This is a genomic window from Streptomyces sp. P9-A2, assembly GCF_036634175.1.
Lineage (GTDB): Bacteria > Actinomycetota > Actinomycetes > Streptomycetales > Streptomycetaceae > Streptomyces > Streptomyces pratens.
Genome location: NZ_JAZIFX010000001.1, coordinates 1,327,462 through 1,342,761, shown reverse-complemented (window position 1 = coordinate 1,342,761; position 15,300 = coordinate 1,327,462). Strand labels below are relative to the sequence as shown.

At 72.3% G+C, this 15,300-nt stretch carries 15 protein-coding genes; 7 read left to right on the top strand and 8 right to left on the bottom strand.

Translation table 11 applies throughout. The annotated features are described in order from the left end of the window. Positions 1-108 precede the first annotated feature (108 nt). Positions 109-1,449, top strand: a complete 1,341-nt coding sequence (locus V4Y04_RS06050; RefSeq protein WP_332426259.1) for a transcriptional regulator — start codon at positions 109-111, stop codon at positions 1,447-1,449. 172 nt (positions 1,450-1,621) lie between these two features. Beyond that, entirely contained in the window at positions 1,622-2,185 is a 564-nt protein-coding gene (locus V4Y04_RS06045) for an NUDIX hydrolase (protein WP_443079955.1), read from the top strand. A 43-nt stretch (positions 2,186-2,228) separates the two neighbouring features. On the opposite strand, the gene V4Y04_RS06040 is transcribed toward V4Y04_RS06045, so the two are convergent. Then, positions 2,229-2,486: a hypothetical protein gene (locus tag V4Y04_RS06040; RefSeq protein WP_332426257.1), complete on the bottom strand. Its 258-nt coding sequence runs from the start codon at positions 2,484-2,486 to the stop codon at positions 2,229-2,231. Positions 2,487-2,726: 240 nt separating this feature from the next. Then, complete coding sequence (locus V4Y04_RS06035) at positions 2,727-3,587, bottom strand: 3-hydroxybutyryl-CoA dehydrogenase (RefSeq protein WP_055604692.1); 861 nt, start codon at positions 3,585-3,587, stop codon at positions 2,727-2,729. Positions 3,588-3,792: 205 nt separating this feature from the next. Between V4Y04_RS06035 and V4Y04_RS06030 the strand changes: the two genes are divergently transcribed. Beyond that, positions 3,793-5,049 (top strand): glycoside hydrolase family 10 protein, encoded by a 1,257-nt coding sequence (locus V4Y04_RS06030; protein ID WP_332426256.1) that lies wholly within the window; start codon positions 3,793-3,795, stop codon positions 5,047-5,049. Between the two features lie 72 nt (positions 5,050-5,121). Here V4Y04_RS06030 and V4Y04_RS06025 read toward each other — a convergent pair whose 3' ends face one another. Both V4Y04_RS06025 and V4Y04_RS06015 read right to left on the bottom strand, forming a co-directional pair. After that, a complete protein-coding gene (locus V4Y04_RS06025; RefSeq protein ID WP_332433151.1) occupies positions 5,122-5,259 on the bottom strand; it encodes a hypothetical protein in 138 nt (45 codons plus the stop codon). A gap of 352 nt (positions 5,260-5,611) precedes the next feature. Continuing rightward, positions 5,612-6,490 carry a helix-turn-helix transcriptional regulator gene (locus tag V4Y04_RS06015; protein WP_332426255.1) on the bottom strand — a complete coding sequence of 293 codons (879 nt, stop codon included), beginning with the start codon at positions 6,488-6,490 and terminating at the stop codon, positions 5,612-5,614. Between the two features lie 186 nt (positions 6,491-6,676). On the opposite strand from V4Y04_RS06015, the gene V4Y04_RS06010 reads away from it, so the two are divergent. After that, the gene (locus V4Y04_RS06010; RefSeq protein ID WP_332426254.1) at positions 6,677-7,720 is read left to right on the top strand and encodes an SDR family oxidoreductase; all 1,044 of its coding nucleotides are present in this window, start codon (positions 6,677-6,679) and stop codon (positions 7,718-7,720) included. Positions 7,721-7,780: 60 nt separating this feature from the next. On the opposite strand, the gene V4Y04_RS06005 is transcribed toward V4Y04_RS06010, so the two are convergent. Continuing rightward, on the bottom strand, positions 7,781-7,969 hold the full coding sequence (locus V4Y04_RS06005; RefSeq protein WP_332426253.1) for a DUF1918 domain-containing protein: 189 nt from the start codon (positions 7,967-7,969) through the stop codon (positions 7,781-7,783). Positions 7,970-8,095: 126 nt separating this feature from the next. Next, positions 8,096-9,133 (bottom strand): DMT family transporter, encoded by a 1,038-nt coding sequence (locus tag V4Y04_RS06000; RefSeq protein WP_332426252.1) that lies wholly within the window; start codon positions 9,131-9,133, stop codon positions 8,096-8,098. Between V4Y04_RS06000 and V4Y04_RS05995 the strand changes: the two genes are divergently transcribed. Continuing rightward, the gene (locus V4Y04_RS05995) at positions 9,132-10,610 is read left to right on the top strand and encodes an aminotransferase-like domain-containing protein (RefSeq protein ID WP_332426251.1); all 1,479 of its coding nucleotides are present in this window, start codon (positions 9,132-9,134) and stop codon (positions 10,608-10,610) included. The genes V4Y04_RS06000 and V4Y04_RS05995 overlap by 2 nt on opposite strands. Positions 10,611-10,735: 125 nt before the next feature. Further along, positions 10,736-11,329: a histidine phosphatase family protein gene (locus V4Y04_RS05990; protein ID WP_332426250.1), complete on the top strand. Its 594-nt coding sequence runs from the start codon at positions 10,736-10,738 to the stop codon at positions 11,327-11,329. Between the two features lie 28 nt (positions 11,330-11,357). On the opposite strand, the gene V4Y04_RS05985 is transcribed toward V4Y04_RS05990, so the two are convergent. After that, complete coding sequence (locus V4Y04_RS05985) at positions 11,358-11,798, bottom strand: DUF6314 family protein (protein ID WP_332426249.1); 441 nt, start codon at positions 11,796-11,798, stop codon at positions 11,358-11,360. Positions 11,799-11,964: 166 nt separating this feature from the next. Between V4Y04_RS05985 and V4Y04_RS05980 the strand changes: the two genes are divergently transcribed. Continuing rightward, positions 11,965-14,466 carry an alpha-L-arabinofuranosidase C-terminal domain-containing protein gene (locus V4Y04_RS05980; RefSeq protein ID WP_332426248.1) on the top strand — a complete coding sequence of 834 codons (2,502 nt, stop codon included), beginning with the start codon at positions 11,965-11,967 and terminating at the stop codon, positions 14,464-14,466. 88 nt (positions 14,467-14,554) lie between these two features. Here V4Y04_RS05980 and V4Y04_RS05975 read toward each other — a convergent pair whose 3' ends face one another. Next, positions 14,555-15,106: a DoxX family protein gene (locus V4Y04_RS05975; protein WP_332426247.1), complete on the bottom strand. Its 552-nt coding sequence runs from the start codon at positions 15,104-15,106 to the stop codon at positions 14,555-14,557. Between the last annotated feature and the right edge of the window lie 194 nt (positions 15,107-15,300).

Sequence of the window (15,300 nt, the reverse complement as noted above, 5' to 3'; positions counted from 1 at the left end):
GCAACTCTCCGCAACAGCGCGCACACCCTGCGGATGCGAGCACTCCGTTCGCACCCCGTGTGAACGCCCAGCCACTACTCTGTCGGCACCGATCCCCCGGGGGGCCTCATGCAGCCCAACACTCTCCTCGACGCGGTCCTGGACGAGGCCGGTATCTCGCACGCGGGCCTGGCCGCGCACGTCAACCAGGCCGGCCGGGCGCGCGGTCTGTCCCTCAGATACGAACACACCGCCGTGGCACGCTGGTTGAAGGGGCAGCGGCCCCGGGGCCAGGTGCCCGACCTGATCTGCGAGGTGCTGGCGGGCCGGCTGCACCGCCCGGTCACCCTCGACGACATCGGCCTCGGCGTCCCCGGCGAACCCTCCGCCCCGCACACCGGCACGCTCTCCGGCTTCGTCGAGCGGGCCACCGCGCTGTGGCGCTCCGACCAGCAGCGACGCCCGCACATACTGGGCGCGCCCGCGGTCACCGGCACCCCCGCCGTGATGCCCGTCTGGGAGTGGGAGAACCCGCCCGAGGACGTCGACGTCTCGCGCGGCGGCCGCCACCGGGTCACCTCGGGGGACCTGGACATGCTGCGCGTCGCCCGCAGCCACTACGAGCAGATGTACCGCAAGGCCGGCGGCGTCGCGACCCGTGACCGCATCGTCGGCTTCCTCAACGCCGAGGCCGCGCCCCTGCTCCGGGGCGGCTACACCGACGCCGTGGGCCGCCAACTGCACCGGGCCACCGGAGGGCTGGTGGCCGTCGCGGGGATCTGCGCGTACGACTCCGACGCCCACGGCCTCGCCCAGCGCTACTTCCACCAGGCGCTCCGGCTGGCAAAGGCCAGTGGGGACCGGGGACTCGGCGCGTATGTGATCGCGCTCCTCGTCAACCAGTCGCTGTTCACGCGGGAGTACCGGCAGGCCGTCGCCTTCGCGGAGGCCGCGCTCCGTACCGTCGGCAAGCACATCACCCCGGCGCTCGCCTCCGACCTGTACGCGATGCAGGCCAAGGCGTACGCGCACCTCGGCGACGGCTCCGGCGCGCTGTCCTGCATCCGGCGTGCCGAACAGGCCGCCGAGCGCATCCGGCGCGGCCACGAACCCGAGGAGACCGGCTATGTCCAGCCCGGCCTGGTCAACGTACAGGTGGCGGAGGCCCTGCTCAGCCTCGGTGAGCTGGCGGCGGCGGGTGAGCACGCGGCCGCCGCCGTCGACAACCCCGCGCACGACCGGGGCCGGGTGCACCGCCTCGCCATGCTGAGCACCGTCGAACTGCGGCAGGGCAACGCCGACAACGCGGTCGCCATCGCCGTGCAGATGGCCGAGCAGGCCCGGGGAATGGAGTCGCAGCGGCTGCGCGACAGACTCCGGGCCGTGCGCGGGCATCTGGTGCGCAACGGCTGTGAGGGTTCCGCCGAGGCGGCCGAACTCATCGACGGGGCACTGCGCGTACCGTTGTAGGCGCTGCGACGCGGCGGAGGTGGAGAGGAAGGGCGTTCCCCCCTCCGGATGCCCGCGCCGTGCGCCGTACGCTGTGTGCCGTGCGCCGTGCCACGCCGTCCGTTGCGCCGCCGACGGCCTTCTGTGCGCCTGCTGCCGGACCCCTTGCTGCTGCGATATTGCCACCTGTCGAATGAAAGGTGGCATAACCGTGCAATGGGTGAACGAGAACGAGCGCACCGTGTATGCGAATCGCTGGTTCAGTGTCAATCTCGCGGATGTCGAGCTGCCGGACGGCCGGCATCTCGACCACTTCCTCATCCGGCTACGGCCCGTCGCCGTGGCCACGGTGGTGAACGAGGCCAACGAGGTACTCCTCCTGTGGCGCCACCGTTTCATCACCGACAGCTGGGGGTGGGAACTCGCCGCCGGAGTCGTCGAGGACGGTGAGGACATCGTCCGGGCGGCGGCCAGGGAGCTGGAGGAGGAGACCGGCTGGCGGCCGGGACCCCTGCGCCATCTCATGAGCGTGGAGCCGTCCAACGGGCTCACCGACGCCCGGCACCACATCTACTGGGCCGACGAGGGCGAGTACCTCGGGCACCCGGTGGACGACTTCGAGTCGGACCGCCGGGAGTGGGTCCCGCTCAAGGTGGTGCCCGACCTGGTCGCCCGAGGCGAGGTCCCGGCCGCGAACATGGCGGCCGCGTTACTCCTGCTGCACCACCTCAGGCTGGGACAGGACGCCATGCCCTGACCCCTCCGCCGCAGCCGTCGGCCGTCCGGCCCGGGTGTGTGCGTCAGTGGCCGAACGCCTGCCAGGCTGCCACGGCGAGCGCGCCCACGGCCGTGACGGCCGCGACCGCCTGGAGCGGCCAGCGTGCGTGTTCCAGGGTGACGATCCGGGTGTTCAGCTCGTCCAGTTCCCTGGCCGCCTCCTCGGTGCGATGGCTGAGCAGTGCCAGGCCGCCCTCGACGCGGGCGTATGCCACATCGAGGCGGCGCCGTAACTCCGCGACCTCACCCTGGACGGCGGGCTGTTCGGGATCGGCGGTCACAAGTCCGCTCCTCTCCGCTGTTTTTCTTGCTCCGTGTCTGCGGAGTTCGAGTCAACTCCCCTGGTGGGCGCGGAGTAAGAGTGTGCGGAAGGCATATGCGGGCCCGGAGCGCACACGGCGTGTGAACGCCGCGGGCCCGGCACCCTTCGCGGTTCAGGGGTGCCGGGCCCATGCGCGCGGCCGGAACGCGACGGTCGGTGAACGCGACGGTCCGTCGGTCCCCCGTCGCGGGTGACCGCCTCAGCCGTAGCTGTAGAAGCCCGAGCCGCTCTTGCGGCCCAGACGCCCCGCGTCGACCATCCGCTGCAGCAGCGGGGGAGCGGCGTACAACGGCTCCTTGTACTCCTCGTACATCGAGTACGCGACCGAGGCCACCGTGTCCAGGCCGATCAGGTCGGACAGCTTCAGCGGGCCCATCGGGTGGGCGCAGCCCATCTCCATGCCGTTGTCGATGTCCTCACGGCTGGCGATGCCCGACTCGAACATCCGGATCGCGGAGAGCAGGTACGGGATCAGCAGCGCGTTCACCACGAACCCGGAACGGTCCTGGGCGTGGATCGCGTGCTTGCCCAGCACCTTCTCGGCGAAGAGCTGCGCCCGGCTGATCGTGCCCTCGGAGGTGGTCAGCGCCGGGATCAGCTCGACCAGCTTCTGCACGGGGGCCGGGTTGAAGAAGTGGATGCCGATGACGTGGTCCGGCCGCGAGGTGGCGACCGCCAGCTTCACCAGCGGGATCGAGGAGGTGTTGGAGGCCAGGATCGCGTCCGGCCGCGTCACCACCTGGTCGAGCACCTGGAAGATCTCCGTCTTGACCTGCTCGTTCTCGACGACGGCCTCGATCACCAGGTCGCGGTCGGCGAACTCGCCCAGGTCCGTGGTGAAGCTCAGCCGGGCCTGGGTGGCCTCCAGCTCCTCCGCCGTGATCTTGCCGCGCTCGGCCGCCTTGGTCAGGGAGTTGAACAGCCGGGTGCGGCCGATCTCCAGGGCCTCGCCGGTGGTCTCGGCGACCCGCACGTCCAGTCCTGCTCGGGCGCACACCTCGGCGATCCCCGCGCCCATCTGGCCGCAGCCCACCACTCCGACGCGTTCGATGTCGGTCACATCGTCCCTTTCGCTTCCTGGGCGCGGCTCGGGTCCTTCTGGCCTGCGCTGTCTACGACTCCTGGCAGGACCACCGGGTTCCGGCCGCCTGTTCCGTCCGTGCACGTTACCCGGAAGTATCGATGATCGATCGCGGGGGTCGGGCATCCTGGGTCCCGGAGCGGTCCGCGGCCGGGCGGATCGCGGCTTTTGTGACAGGTGTGAAATGGGACGAGTGTCGCGCAGGGCGTTCGCGGCGGCGGCGCTGTCGGCGGTGACGATGATGACGACCGCGTCGGCCGTCCCGGGACGGCCGACGCCCGGGCCGTCGGGCGGGGCGGGAGGCCGGGGCGCGGCCACCGGCGAGATGCGGGGCGTGTGGCTGGCGACCGTGGCCAACCGGGACTGGCCGTCCCGCCCGGGGCTGAGTGCCGCCGCGCAGCGGGCCGAGCTGATCGCCCACCTCGACGCGGCCGTCCGCAACCGGCTCAACACCGTGATCTTCCAGGTGCGGCCCACGGCCGACGCCCTGTGGCCGTCCCCGTACGAACCCTGGTCCGCCTGCCTCACCGGCACCCAGGGCGTGGACCCCGGCTGGGACCCGCTCGGCACCGCCGTCACCGAGGCCCACGCCCGCGGCCTGGAACTGCACGCCTGGTTCAACCCGTACCGGGTCGCCGCGCACACCGACCCCACCCGGCTCGCCGCCACGCACCCGGTCCGGGAGAACCCCGGCTGGGTGGTCCCGTACGGCGGGAAGCTCTACTACAACCCCGGCCTGCCCGAGGTCCGCGCCTTCGTCCAGGACGCGATGCTCGACGCGGTGCGCCGCTATCCCGTGGACGCGGTCCACTTCGACGACTACTTCTACCCGTACCCCGTGGCGGAACAGACCTTCGACGACGACACCGCCTACGACACCCACGGCGGTGCCTTCCCCGACCGGGCGGCCTGGCGACGGGACAACATCGACCGCCTGGTGCGCGAGACGGCGGCCCGGATCCAGGAGATCCGTCCCGGCACCCGCTTCGGCATCAGCCCCTTCGGGGTCTGGCGCAACGCGGCGACCGATCCCCTCGGCTCGGACACCCGGGCGGGCGTGCAGACGTACGACGACCTGCACGCGGACACCCGCCGATGGGTGAGGGAGAACTGGATCGACTACATCTGTCCGCAGCTCTACTGGAGTATCGGCTTCGCCGCCGCCGACTACGCGAAGCTGCTGCCCTGGTGGTCCGCGGTCGTGGAGGGCTCCGGGACGCAGCTGTACGTGGGGGAGGCGCTCTACAAGGCGGGCGACCCGGCGCAGCCCGCCGCCTGGCAGGACCCGGCCGAGCTGTCCCGACACCTCACGCTCGCGACGTCCTACCCGCAGGCGCGCGGGCACGTCTTCTTCGCCGCGAAGGAGGTGGCCGTGGACCGGATCGGCGCGATGGCTCGCGTGGTCGCCGATCACTACCAGCGGCCGGCGAAGGCGCCCTGATGGCGGACGGCAGCGGTACGGCAGCGGTAGAGGGATCGATGGCTCCTGTGCCCTGCTTGCCGAGCTCCTTGATCAGCACAGTGAGCGGGAGCGAGCCCACAGATGTGGGGCGGTGTTCGGACCCGAGGTGCTGACGAGGACGTCGACCCGGCCGAAGCGGTCCAGTCCGGTCCGGACGAACGACACCACGAACCGGGCGCTGTCGGTCACGTCCGGAGCGACGGGGGTCAGGCTGCCGCCCGTTCCCCCGGCCGTCCGTGCGGAGCGTGGCGGCGGAGGCGTTCGCACGGACCCGGGGCCGGGTGCTGGGGCGGGTCACGACGGGCCTCCGGGCGGGAGGGCTTCACCGGGCAGGACGAGTTCACACAGGAGCGGGACGTGGCCGAGACGGTGTGGCGGGCCGTCCACGACACGACCGGGCAACTCCGGTTCCCGGCCGGTCCCGACGCGGTCCGGCTCGCCCAGGCGAAGTGACCGGCTCGCGGGCCCGGAGCAGGGAGCGATGACCCACCGGGGGCGCAGGCCCGCGCCCCCACCGCCCCTTTCGGGCCGGGGCGACGCGTCAGTCCGTCGCCCCCCGGGCCGGGGTGCCGGCGGAGTCGGTCAGAGACCAGCTCGCCAGGAGGTCCAGTCCGCGTTTCGCGTCCGAACCGGGCTCCGCGGAGTAGATGTACAGGGTCGTGTCGGGATCGCCGGGGAGGGTGAGGGTCTCGTACCGGACCGTCAGTTCGCCGGCCACCGGATGCCGGAGGCGTTTGGAGCCGTGGGTGCGCCGGTGGACGCGGTGCTGCTCCCACCACCGGTCGAACTCGCGGCTGTGCTCCCGCAGTCCGGCGACGAGGGAGACGGTGGCCCGGTCGTCGGGGTCGCGGCCCACTTCGAGGCGCAGACTCTCCACCACCGTGCGCGCCTGTTCCTCCCAGTCCACGAACAGGGAGCGGGCGGTGTCGTCGAGGAACATCCAGCGGGCGTAGTTCCGTTCGCGCGGCGGCAGCCGGTCGAAGTCGGCGAACAGGGCGCGCGCCATACGGTTGGCGGCCAGGATGTCGGTACGGCGGCCCAGGACGAGCACGGGCTCGCCGTCCAGGGCGTCGAGGAGCTGGTAGAGGCCGGGACGGACCCGCTGCACGCCGCGGGGAGACCGGCGGGCCGGTGTTCCGGCCGCTCCGATCAGGTCCCGGAGGTGGGCCCTTCCGGCGTCGTCGAGTTCCAGGGCGCGGCCGACCGCCTCGATCACCGCGGACGACGGTGTGATGCGCCGGCCCTGCTCCAGGCGGGTGTAGTAGTCGCTCGACACCCCGGCCAGGAGCGCCACCTCCTCGCGGCGCAGCCCCGGCACCCGGCGGACACGCCCGTCCGGGGGGAGGCCGGCCCGCGAGGGGTCGACCTGGCTGCGGGCTCGTCTCAGGAAGTCCGCCAGTTCACGGTTGGTCTCAGCCACACGCACAGTTTCGCCCATGTCCGGCGTTCCTGACTGGCCCTGCGCGTCCTGGGTTCCCCGTTCCCCGTCCCCGCAGGGCGCGACATGGCGCCCCACGGGGCCGTACCGCGGCGCACGCTGGAGTCAGGCCGATCAGGGGCCACCTGAGGCCGATCCGACCGACACGATCACACCCCGAGGATCATCATGACTTCTCCCACCGGACGACCCGCGACCTGGTTCGTGACCGGCACCTCCCGCGGTCTGGGACTCGAACTGGTCCGGCAACTGCTGGCGAGCGGCGATCAGGTCACCGCGACGACCCGGTCGCCGGAGCGGCTCCTCGCGGCACTCGGTGACGACACCGACACCTCGCGTCTCCTCCCCCTCGCCGTGGACCTGCGGGACGAGGCACAGGTGCGGCGGGCCGTGCGCGGGACGACCGAGCGGTTCGGCGGCCTGGACGCCGTGGTGAACAACGCGGGATACGGCTTCCTCGCCGCGGTCGAGGAAACCGGCGACCGGGAGGTCCGCGCCATGCTGGACGTCCAGGTCACAGGCGTGTGGAACGTCCTGCGCGCCACCCTGCCCATCCTGCGGGAGCAGCGCGGCGGCCACGTGGTGAACGTGTCGTCGATCCTCGGCCTGACGGCGATGCCGGGCTGGGCGCTGTACTGCGCGGGGAAGTTCGCGCTGGAAGGACTGAGCGAGGCCCTGAAGGCCGAGATGGCCGAGTTCGGGGTCGAGGTCACCCTCGTCGAGCCCGGCTACTTCCGTACGGACTTCCTCACCCGGGACTCGCTGGCACTGCCGGCCGAGACGACGGACGCCTACCCGGCCATCCGCGAGATGACCGCCGACCACCTGAAGCTCCAGGGCAGCCAGTCCGGCGACCCCGTGCGGGGCGCCGCCGCGATCATCGGCCGGGTACGGGAGGGCAAGGGCCCGCTGCGGCTGCTGCTCGGCTCGGACGCCCACGCCTACGCCACCGCCAAGGTGGCGGCACTCCAGGACAACCTCCGGGCCACGGCGCACAGCGCCCCGGCCACGGACTACCCCCGCCGCGGCCTGACCGGGGGGCGGCCCCGCCTCCTACGAGGGAGGGCCGCCCCCGGTTCGGCGGACCTCGTCCAGCAGCGCGCACATCACCTCGCCCGGGCGTTCCGTCACTCTCGCCGCATGACCAGGATGAAAACCCTCAAAACCGACAGCACGGACTTGACGAAGAGCATAGAGGCCCCCCCGGCCTGACGAGCCGGGGGAGCCTGACGAGCCGGGGGGAGCCCAGGAGTCGAAGGGCCGTTCTCCGGTCTAGCGGTTCCTGTGCCGGATCTCGGAATCGGGGCCTGGCGAGCACACGGCCTCGTGCCCGTCCTCGAAGCGGACACGGTAGGGCGGATCGCCCTTCTGGCCCAGCACCTCGACGATCTCGGCGACCTTGTCGTGCTGACCGACCACCCTGCCGTGCTGGACAAGCTGGTCGCCCTCGGTTGCGCGCATAGGGATCTCCTCACCATGTGCGGGAGCAGCGGTCCGTGGTTCCGAGTCTACGGCGGGGCGGGCCGCCCGGCAGGGCGTCCGCCGGGTGGCCCGGCACTTCGGGCCCGGTGCCCGCGGCGGAGTGCCTCAGCCGCGTGCTCGCTGGGTGACGGCGATGCACACCAGGACCGCCGCCGCCGTCAGCGGTGCCGCCGCGCTCGGATGCTCGCCCAGGAGAAGCACCGACCACGCCAGGGTGAGCAGCGGCTGGGCGAGCTGGAGCTGACTGGCCCGGGGGATGCCGATCGCCGCCATGCCCCGGTACCAGACGACCAGCCCCAGGAACTGGGAGCCCGCCGCCACCCACAGCACTCCGGCCACGCTGTGCGCGGTCAGCCGTACCGGCTCGACGGCCAGCGCGAGGGCGGCGGCCGGCACGGCGAGCGGCAGGCACAGCACCAGCGCCCAGCCGATCACCTGCCAACCCGGCATCACCCGGGCCAACCTGCCGCCCTCCGTGTACCCGGCCGCGCACACCACCAGCGCCGCGAAGAGGTAGAGATCGGCCGTGGTCAGTGAGCCGCCGCTCTGCCGCACCGTGAAGACCGCCACCGCGGCGGCGCCCGCGAGGGCCGCCGCCCAGAAGGTGCGCGAAGGGCGGGAGCCGACGCGCAGGGCGGAGAACAGTGCGGTGGTGAGCGGGAGCAGGCCGACCACGACGGCCGCGTGCGCGGTGGTCGACGTCTGCAGGGCCAGCGTGGTCAGCAGCGGGAACCCGAGGACGACCCCGGCGGCAACCACAGCGAGCCCCGGCCAGTGCCGGCGGGCGGGCAGCGGCACACCGCGCCACCGCGCCGGGCCCTTCCGGGAGCGCACCGGGACACCTGCCGCTCCCGCCTCCGAGGCTTCCGCTCCCGCCTTCAGCGCCCCTGCCCCCGCCTCCAGGTCCCTCGCCCGCGCCCCCGCCGCGAGCAGGCAGCCGCCCGCGATCAGCCCCGCCAGCACGCAGCGCACGGCCACCAGGGACCAGGGACCGAATCCCTCCAGCCCCCAGGCGGTGGCCGGGAAGGTGAGCGAGAAGGCGATGACGCCGAGGGCGGCCTGCGGGGTGCCGAAGCCGACGCGGTCCCGGTGAGCGGGAACCGCTATCGGGTCCGCCACAGTAGCGCTACTCTCTGCTCTCATGTACGAGCGTAGCAGCGTCACCGAACTGGCGGATCGACTGCGGCGAGAGCTGGACCGCTACTCGCCGGGTGGAAAGCTCCCGTCGAGCCGGGCGCTCGTGGAGCGGTTCCGGGTGAGCCCTGTGACCGTCTCGCGGGCGCTGGCCCAGCTGGCCGCCGAGGGGCTGGTGGTGACCCGGCCCGGTGCCGGCGCGTTCCGTGCCGCCCGGTCCGCGCCCCCGACCCCCGCGGCCGGTGACACCTCCTGGCAGGAGGTCGCGCTCAGCGCCGGCAGCACCGCCGGCCTCGTCCCGCGTTCGGTCGACGCCTCCGGCGTCCTGGCCTCGCTCGCCGCCCCGGCACCCGGCGTAATCGAGTTCAACGGCGGCTATCTGCACCCCTCGCTGCAGCCGGAGCGCGCGATGGCGGCCGCCCTGTCCCGGGCCGGGCGCCGGCCGGGAGCCTGGGGGAGGCCGCCCGTGGAAGGACTGGTGGAGCTGCGCGAGTGGTTCGCACGCAGCGTCGGGGGCGCGGTCACCGCGGCGGGGGTGCTGATCACCGCGGGCGGCCAGTCCGCGCTGACCACCGCCCTGCGCGCGCTCGCCCCGCCCGGCGCCCCCGTCCTCGTGGAGTCGCCCACCTACCCCGGCATGCTGGCCGTCGCCCGCGCCGCCGGGCTGCGCCCGGTGCCCGTGCCGGTGGACGCGGACGGAGTACGGCCGGAGCTGCTCGCCGACGCCTTCCGGGCCACCGGCGCCCGGGTCCTCGTCTGCCAGCCCCTGTTCCAGAACCCCACCGGCGCCGTCCTCGCCCCCGAACGGCGCGGCGAGGTGCTGCGCATCGCGCGCGAGGCGGGCGCGTTCGTCGTCGAGGACGACTTCGTCCGGCGCCTGGTCCACGAGGACGCGGGCCCTCTGCCCCGCCCGCTGGCCGCCGACGACCCCGACGGCGTCGTCGTCCACGTCTGCTCGCTCACCAAGGCGACCTCGCCGAGCTTCAGGGTGAGCGCCCTCGTCGCACACGGCCCGGTGCTGGAGCGGCTGCGCGCCATCCAGATCGTCGACACCTTCTTCGTCCCCCGGCCCCTCCAGGAAGCCGCCCTGGAACTCGTCGGCTCGCCCGCCTGGCCGCGCCACCTGCGGGCGGTCTCCGCCGAACTGAGAGCCCGCCGCGACACGATGACCGCCGCGCTCCGGCTCCGGCTGCCCGAGATCGCCCTGCCGCACATCCCGGCCGGCGGTTACCACCTGTGGCTGCGCCTGCCCGACGGCACCGGGGGCACCTCCCGGGCCTTCGGCCCCGGGGGAGAGTCCGCCCTGACCGCGGCGGCCCTGCGCGCCGGCGTCGCCGTCACCCCGGGCCGTCCGTACTTCAGCGCCGAGCCCCCGGCCGCCCACCTGCGGCTGAGCTTCGCGGCCGTCGCGGGCACCGGCGAGATCACGGAGGGGGTACGGCGACTGCGTACCGCCTGGGGTGAGGCGCTGGGGCGGACGGGATGAAGGGGCGGCGCTTCCGGCAGGTTTGTCCGGCAGGTCCCGGCTCCTGTCCGACGACCTGATGGACTCCGGGTAACACCATGGCCGTACCCCTTGATTTGCACACTTCAGGGACTGACCATCGCGGCATGGCACTTCGGGTCACGTTCGTTGCCGCGGCGGGGAGCCTCTCGCGGCTGACCGAGCGTTTCGAGGACGACCGGCCACTGGATCACGCCGGGTGGAGCGATGTGCAGCGGGTGGCCCGTGAGCTGCTGCCGCTCGCCGCCGCCGATCTGCGCTACTGCTCACCGAATCCGCGCAGCCGCGCCACCGGTGACGGACTCGGCTACACCCCGCTGGTCCAGCTCGCGCTGCGCGACTGCGGCATGGGCCGCTGGCGCGGGCTGACCCTGGGGGAGGCGATGGCCAGGGAGCCGGAGGCCGTGGACGTCTGGCTCGCCGACCCGCGAGCGACCCCGCACGGCGGGGAGTCGCTCCTCGACTTCATCACCCGTGTCGGCAACTGGCTCGACACCCGGCCGACGGAGGACGACTGCCGGATCGTCGCGGTCGCCGAACCGTCCGTGATCCGGGCCGCACTGGTGTACGCGCTGAAGGCGCCGCCCGCGACCTACTGGAACATCGACGTCCGCTCGCTGTCACGAGTGAGCGTCACCGGACGGGCCGGCCGCTGGAGCCTGCGCATCGAAGGGGTCTCCACCCGGACGACGCGGATATAGCCGTTCGCCGCCCTGGTGGAGAGGGCCGTCACTTCACGCGGACGTAGCCGGTGTCGAGCTCCAGGTCCTTGGCGGGGCCGCGCACCCGCCAGACAGTCCGCCAGCGGTCCTCGTCGCGGACGGTGAACTCGCCCCGGTAGAGGTCCGCGGAGCAGGGGTGGTCGGCGACGTACCGGCCCGCCGAGAGATCCAGGCCGTGGAACGGCCGGCCGTCCGCGAACCGCACGTCCACCGCGCCGCCGGGGCCGGGCAGGAAGCGCAGAGTGCGTTCGGCGGGCCGGGGGACGTCCCGCCAGGTGAAGGTGCCGGATTCCCGGTGCAGCAGCCCGCCGCTCTCCAGCGGGCCGAAAAGCGTGGTGCCCTCGAACCGCCCCAGGTCGCCACTGGCGAGGTCCCGCACGGACCGGGTCACCCGCCAGCTCCCCCTCAGGTAGGCCAGTGCGTCCGGTACCGGCCAGAACTCGTCCATCCCGCCCCGCTCCCGTCGTCTCCGGCGCGCACGCACCATTGACGTGCTCCCGTCTCCTCCCTATCTTGCCGTTCGAAGTGTTGACCGATGATCGATATATCGAACGCAATCGAGAGCGTCACGTCAGGCGAAGCTCCCCCACTCCCACGAGAGCCGCGGAGTATCCATGTCACGCACCGCCCGCACCCGTCCACGCAGCCGTACCCGCCTCAGAACGGGCCTCACCGCCACCGCGTTACTGACCGCCGCCGCCCTGCTGCCGGCCCCCGCCCACGCCGAGGACGTCACCGACTACACGATCACCGTCGACCCGCGCGCCGAGGGAGCCGCGATCGGCGACACGACGTACGGCGTCTTCTTCGAGGACATCAACCGGGCCGCCGACGGCGGGCTGTACGCCGAACTCGTGCAGAACCGGTCCTTCGAGTACTCCACCGCCGACAACGGCTCCTACACGCCCCTGACCTCCTGGACCACCGGCGGCACGGCCGAGGTGCGCGACGACTCCGGCCGGCTCGGCGAACGCAACCGCAACTACCTCGCCCTGGCAGCGGGTTCCTCCATCACCAACGCGGGCTACAACACCGGCATCCGGGTGGAGCAGGGCAAGCGGTACGACTTCTCGGTCTGGGCCCGCGCGGAGAGCGGCAGCACCCTCACCGCCACGCTCAAGGACGCCGCCGGCACCCTCGCGAACACCCGCCGGGTGGCGGTCAGGGGCGACTGGGCCCGGTACGAGGCCACCTTCACCGCCACCCGCACCAGCAACCGCGGCCGCCTCGCCGTCGCCTCCTCCGGTGCCGCGGCCCTCGACATGGTGTCCCTGTTTCCGCGCGACACCTACAAGGGGCAGCCGAACGGCCTGCGCAAGGACCTCGCCGAGAAGATCGCCGCCCTGAAGCCCGGCTTCGTCCGCTTCCCCGGCGGCTGCCTGGTCAACACCGGCTCCATGGAGGACTACAGCGAGGACTCCGGCTGGCAGCGCAAACGCGCCTACCAGTGGAAGGACACCGTCGGGCCGGTCGAGGAGCGCGCCACCAACGCCAACTTCTGGGGCTACAACCAGAGTTACGGACTCGGCTACTACGAGTACTTCCGCTTCGCCGAGGACGTCGGCGCGATGCCGCTGCCCGTCGTGCCCGCCCTGGTCACCGGATGCGGCCAGAACAAGGCCACCGACGACGAGAAACTGCTGAAGCGGCACATCCAGGACACCCTCGACCTGATCGAGTTCGCCAACGGCCCGGCGAACTCGACCTGGGGCAAGGTGCGCGCGGAGATGGGCCACCGCAAGCCCTTCGGCCTGACCCACCTCGGGGTCGGCAACGAGGAGAACCTGCCCAGGGAGTTCTTCACCCGCTTCGAGCGGTTCCGCGCGGCGATCGAGGCCGAGCACCCGGACATCACCGTCGTCTCCAACTCCGGCCCGGACGACACCGGTACGACCTTCGACACCCTCTGGCAGCTCAACCGCGACGGCGACGTCGACATGGTCGACGAGCACTACTACAACAGCCCGCAGTGGTTCCTGCAGAACAACGACCGCTACGACTCCTACGACCGCGGCGGCCCCAAGGTCTTCCTCGGCGAGTACGCCTCGCAGGGCAACGCCTGGAAGAACGGCCTGGCCGAAGCCGCGTTCATGACCGGCCTGGAACGCAACGCGGACATCGTCGAACTCGCCTCGTACGCACCGCTGCTGGCCAACGAGGACTACGTCCAGTGGTCGCCCGACATGATCTGGTTCAACAACCACGCCTCCTGGGGCTCGGCCAACTACGAGGTCCAGAAGCTGTTCATGACCAACACCGGTGACCGGGTGGTGCCGTCGGAGGCGAGCGGCACACCGGACGTCAGCGGCCCCATCAGTGGCGCGGTCGGCCTGTCGACCTGGGCCACCAGCGCCGCGTACGACGACGTACGGGTGACCGCCGCCGACGGCGCGCCCCTGCTCGGCGACGACTTCTCCGGCGACGCCTCGCAGTGGACGCACAGCGGCGGCGGCAGCTGGAGCGTCCAGGACGGACAGTACGTCCAGACCGACGAGGCCGCCGAGAACACCCTGGTCACGGCGGGCGACCCGGCCTGGCAGGACTACGATCTGCAGGTGAGGGCGACCAAGAAGTCCGGCAAGGAAGGCTTCCTCGTCGCCTTCGGGGTCAAGGACACCGGAAACTACTACTGGTGGAACCTGGGCGGCTGGAACAACACCCGATCCGCGGTCGAACAGGCCGTGGACGGCGGCAAGTCGACGCTGCTCTCCAAGGCCGGATCGATCGAGACGGGCCGCGCCTACGACATCGGCGTCAAGGTGCGAGGCCGCCAGGTCACCCTCTCCCTCGACGGACAGGAGTGGGGCAGCTTCACCGACGACAAGCCGGCCGAGCCGTTCCGCCAGGTCGTCACCGAGGACGACCGCACCGGTGACCTGATCGTCAAGGTCGTCAACGCCCAGCCGGCCGAGGCCCGTACGGCGATCGACCTCGGCGGCGTGAGGACCGCCTCCACCGCCCGGGTCACCACCCTGGCCGCCGACGCGGACGCGGTGAACACCGAGACGGACACACCGGTGACCCCGGTGACGTCCACGCTCCGGGGGGTGTCCGGCGGATTCACGTACACGTTCCCGGAGAACTCGGTGACGTTCCTGAGGATCAAGCGGCGGTAGCGAACCGGCAGTGCCGGGTGCGGGCCGTCCCAGGACGACGGCCCGCACCCGGCACCGGCCGGGAAACCGCCTGCCGCACCTCAGTGCCTCAGTGACGCAGCAGCAGGGTGACGCCGGCCACCACGGCGCCGAGCACGACCGCGGCGATGCCGTACTCGAGGCGGTGCGAGCGCAGTCGGGGCAGCAGCCGGTCCACGGCGATCCGGCCGGGGCCGGTCAGGGCGAGGGCGACCGCGGCCAGGGTGAGGACGAGCTCGTACTCCACGCCCTCCGGGGCGAAGAAACCGCCGCCCCACTTCACGGCGATCGCGTTGACCATCGTGCCGGCGACGGCCGCGGCGGCGAGCGGGGTGAGCAGACCGAACGCGAGGCCGAGTCCGCCGAGGGTCTCGGTGAGCCCGGCCACGACGGCGAACGCCTCGGGCGAGGGGTAACCGAGGGACGCGAAGAACATCCCGGTGCCCTCGACCCCGCCCCCGCCGAACCAGCCGAACAGCTTCTGCGCGCCGTGCGCGGCCATCGTCAGACCGAGCACGAGACGCAGCACCAGCAGCCCGATGTCATAGGCGCGGGCGGGGACGGCGGGGGCGTCCTGCCCGGAGGCGGTCGCGGGGCGGGACAGGGTGGTGGTACTGGCCATGGGGGGACTCCTCGAAAGGGGACGGCGAAGACGGTGGGGGTGCCGCGCGTCACTGAGCGACGGCCCGATCCGGCAAACTTGAACCTTCAAGCTAAACCACAATCGCCTTTGCTTCAACTTTCAAGCAGTAGGAGTACGCTCGGCCGTGCCCGGCCCCGAGCCGAAGTGCGCGTCCGCCCGCACCTTTGTCCGCC